Origin of the sequence: Pseudomonas sp. MD195_PC81_125, assembly GCF_014060985.1 — a bacterium.
Classification (GTDB): domain Bacteria; phylum Pseudomonadota; class Gammaproteobacteria; order Pseudomonadales; family Pseudomonadaceae; genus Aquipseudomonas; species Aquipseudomonas parakoreensis.
Map to the genome: position 1 here is coordinate 1 of NZ_JABULD010000600.1, position 3,327 is coordinate 3,327.

At 58.4% G+C, this 3,327-nt stretch carries 3 protein-coding genes; 2 read left to right on the top strand and 1 reads right to left on the bottom strand.

Annotation, left to right across the window (positions count from 1 at the left end):
* Positions 1-134: 134 nt before the first annotated feature.
* Entirely contained in the window at positions 135-413 is a 279-nt protein-coding gene (locus HT737_RS32430) for a DUF3509 domain-containing protein (RefSeq protein WP_027613327.1), read from the bottom strand.
* A gap of 377 nt (positions 414-790) precedes the next feature.
* Here HT737_RS32430 and HT737_RS24360 point away from each other — a divergent pair, with 377 nt between their 5' ends.
* Together HT737_RS24360 and HT737_RS24365 are read left to right on the top strand one after the other, a co-directional pair.
* The gene (locus tag HT737_RS24360) at positions 791-2,629 is read left to right on the top strand and encodes a long-chain-acyl-CoA synthetase (protein WP_047292958.1); all 1,839 of its coding nucleotides are present in this window, start codon (positions 791-793) and stop codon (positions 2,627-2,629) included.
* 96 nt (positions 2,630-2,725) lie between these two features.
* Entirely contained in the window at positions 2,726-3,244 is a 519-nt protein-coding gene (locus HT737_RS24365; protein ID WP_041068881.1) for an ankyrin repeat domain-containing protein, read from the top strand.
* The last annotated feature ends 83 nt before the right edge of the window (positions 3,245-3,327 follow it).

Consider the following 3,327-nt stretch of genomic DNA (forward strand, 5'->3'; position numbering starts at 1 on the left):
TTTTGACTTTGATTTAAAAGATCAAGATCAAAAGATCGCACCTTCGGCAGCTCCTACATAAGAATTGCGTACAAACAAAAAGGCCGTGGAGCAGATGCTCCACGGCCTTTTTTTGTTTTAATGCGTTTACATTTTTACAGCGAGTGATACGTCGGCAGGGCAAAACGCTGCTGGCTTTGCAGCATTGCAATCTGCGGCAGTTCACTGGCTTCTTCTGCCAAGTCACGACGGATGGCGCTGATTGCCCACGACAGTTGGTCGGCGTTGTGCATTTGCTGGTAGGTCAAGGCGCGCTTGAACACTTTGCCTTCGCTGCTGCGCAAGGTCAGCAAAATCCCGCCATCAGGACGCGGTGCAGTGGTGACGTTGAAGTTGGAGAACAGGGAGGTAAATTTTTCTTGAATCAGGCTCATGTCTTTCAGCTCCGTATGCACTTGAAGGGCAAGCATGCACAGGAGGTTGCAGCGATTGTGCCAGCATTTGAAAAATAAAAAATCCTTTAAAATCAATGGCTTAAAAATCATGAAATTTGCACGGGTCGTGCAAACTGCATGAATGGCCATCGTGCATCCTGCATTTTGCGGGATTCTCTTCAGTTGGACGGAACCAAATGGCAAAGGCGCAATCTCCGCTGCCAGGCATGAGCGGGCGGATACAAAACATTGCAAAAACCGCGTGTACAGCTTGAGAAGCGCTGTCGTATTTTCGATCCCGACCTTGCCCGCAACGCAGGTCATGCCACGGCCCGAACAATAAGAAACCGGCCAGCCAGGTCGAACGGGGAACTGCCATGCGTCACGCGCCGAGCGACACGATTACCTGGAGCATGATGCTCCGCAAACTGCCGACAATCGCCAAAGCCATCCCGCGGGTGGTCAAAGGCATGAAAGTCGCCAACGTCACGGATCCGACCCAAACGTGTGGCCTCGGCTGGACCTTCGAGCAGGCAACCCTGCGTAACCCTGAAGGCCTGGCGATCCTGCAGGACAACGTCTTGCTGACCTACGCGCAGGTCAACCAGTGGGCCAATCGCATCGCCCACTATTTGAGTACGCAGGGCATCGGCAAGGGCGATGTGGTCGCGGTGTTCATCGAAAACCGCCCGGAACTGCTGGTGACCATTCTGGCCCTGGCCAAACTCGGCGCGGTCAGTGCGCTGCTCAATACTTCGCAGACCCGCGACACGCTGATTCACAGCATCAATCTGGTAGCGCCGGTGGCGATCGTGCTCGGTGAAGAACTGCAACCGGCGTTTGCCGCGATCCGCGAGCAGGTGTCGATCCCGGCGCAGCGCACCTGGTTTATCGCTGACCGCGACACCTACAGCCACCCGGGCATTGCGCCCGAGGGCTACATCAACCTGATCAGTGCCAGCGCCGATGCGCGCGGTGACAACCCGCCCAGCAGCGGCGAAGTGTTCTTTAACGACCCGTGTTTTTACATCTACACCTCCGGCACCACCGGCCTGCCCAAGGCCGGGGTGTTCAAGCACGGCCGCTGGATGCGCAGCTCGGCCAGCTTCGGCATGATCGCTCTGAACATGACGCCCGACGACGTCGTCTATTGCACCTTGCCGCTGTACCACGCCACTGGCCTCTGCGTGTGCTGGGGCTCGGCGATCAATGGCGCTTCCGGGTTCGCCATCCGCCGCAAGTTCAGCGCCAGCCAGTTCTGGCCGGACGTGCGTCGCTATAACGCGACCACGCTCGGGTATGTCGGCGAATTGTGCCGCTACCTGGTCGATCAGCCGCCCAGCGCCGATGACAGCCGTCACGCCGTGCGCAAGATGATCGGCAACGGCTTGCGTCCCGGCGCCTGGGCCGAGTTCAAGACCCGGTTTGCCGTCGAGCACATCTGCGAACTGTACGCGGCGAGTGATGGCAATATCGGCTTCAGCAACATTCTCAACTTCGACAACACCATTGGTTTCTCGCTGATGGCCTGGGAACTGGTGGCTTACGACCACGACAGCGGGCAGCCGCTGCGCAGCGCCAACGGCTTCATGCGCAAGGTCGGCAAGGGCGAGCAGGGCTTGCTACTGGCACGGATCGACGAAAAGGCCCCGCTGGACGGCTACACCGACCCAGAGAAAACCGCCAAAGTGGTGCTGCACGATGTGTTCAGCAAGGGCGACCGCTTCTTCAATACCGGCGACTTGCTGCGCAATATCGGTTTCGGCCATGCGCAGTTTGTCGATCGCCTCGGCGATACCTACCGCTGGAAGGGCGAAAACGTCTCGACCACGGAAGTGGAAAACCTGTTGTTGCAGCATCCGCACATTTCCGAGGCGGTGGCCTACGGTGTAGAAGTGCGCAACACCAACGGTCGCGCCGGGATGGCCGCCATTACGCCCGCCGAGTCACTGGCGACCCTGGATTTCACTGAATTGCTCGCGTTCGCCCGTCAGCGTATGCCGGCGTATGCGGTACCGCTGTTCCTGCGGGTGAAGGTGAAAATGGAGACCACCGGGACGTTCAAATACCAGAAGACCCGTTTGAAAAACGAAGGCTTCGACCCCGCCCAGACGGGGGATGACCCAATCTATGCCTGGTTGCCCGGCACCCAGACTTACGTGCAGGTGACGGATCAGGTGCTGGCCGATATTCATCAGGGCAAGTACCGCTATTGAGATTGGCTATGGCAGGACTTGAGAAAAAGGGGGTGACAGCTATCGTCGCGCTCGGGAAACTGTCGGCTTTGCGAATAACCGAAAGTGGAGTTGCCCATGTCTGACCAAAGCCGCCAGATGACCCCTGAAGAAGCTGCCGAATTCACCGAGCAGGTGTTCAACAAGGCGCGCGAAGGTGATGCGCTGATGCTTGATCGGCTGATCAGCGCCGGTTTGCCGGTGAATCTGAAAAACAGCAAGGGCGATACGCTCTTGATGCTCGCCAGTTACTACGGCCACGTCGACGCGGTGCAGGTGCTGCTCAAGCACAAGGCTGACCCGGAAATGCGTAACGGCAACGGCCAGAGCCCGATTGCCGGCGCCGCGTTCAAGGGCGATCTGGCGGTGGTCAAGGCGCTGGTGGAAGCGGGTGCCGAGATCGAAGGTTCGTCCTTTGACGGGCGCACGGCGTTGATGATGGCGGCGATGTTCAACCGCGTTGAAATCGTCGATTACCTGATCGGCAAAGGCGCGGATCCGCAAGCCAAAGATGCCAATGGCATCACCGCGCTGGATGCGGCGCGGACCATGGGGGCGGTCGATACCACGGCGCAGCTGGAAAAGCTGCTGGCCTGATAAGGTCAAAAGATCGCAGCCTGCGGCAGCCTCCTACAGTCTCACATTCGTTCGCCAAATGGGGTGCGGAACTTGTAGGAGCT

Excerpts from the sequence above, each read along its gene's own strand:
- HT737_RS32430 (WP_027613327.1), bottom strand. The coding sequence starts at position 413 with ATGAGCCTGATTCAAGAAAAATTTACCTCCCTGTTCTCCAACTTCAAC.
- HT737_RS24360 (WP_047292958.1), top strand. The coding sequence starts at position 791 with ATGCGTCACGCGCCGAGCGACACGATTACCTGGAGCATGATGCTCCGC.
- HT737_RS24365 (WP_041068881.1), top strand. The coding sequence starts at position 2,726 with ATGTCTGACCAAAGCCGCCAGATGACCCCTGAAGAAGCTGCCGAATTC.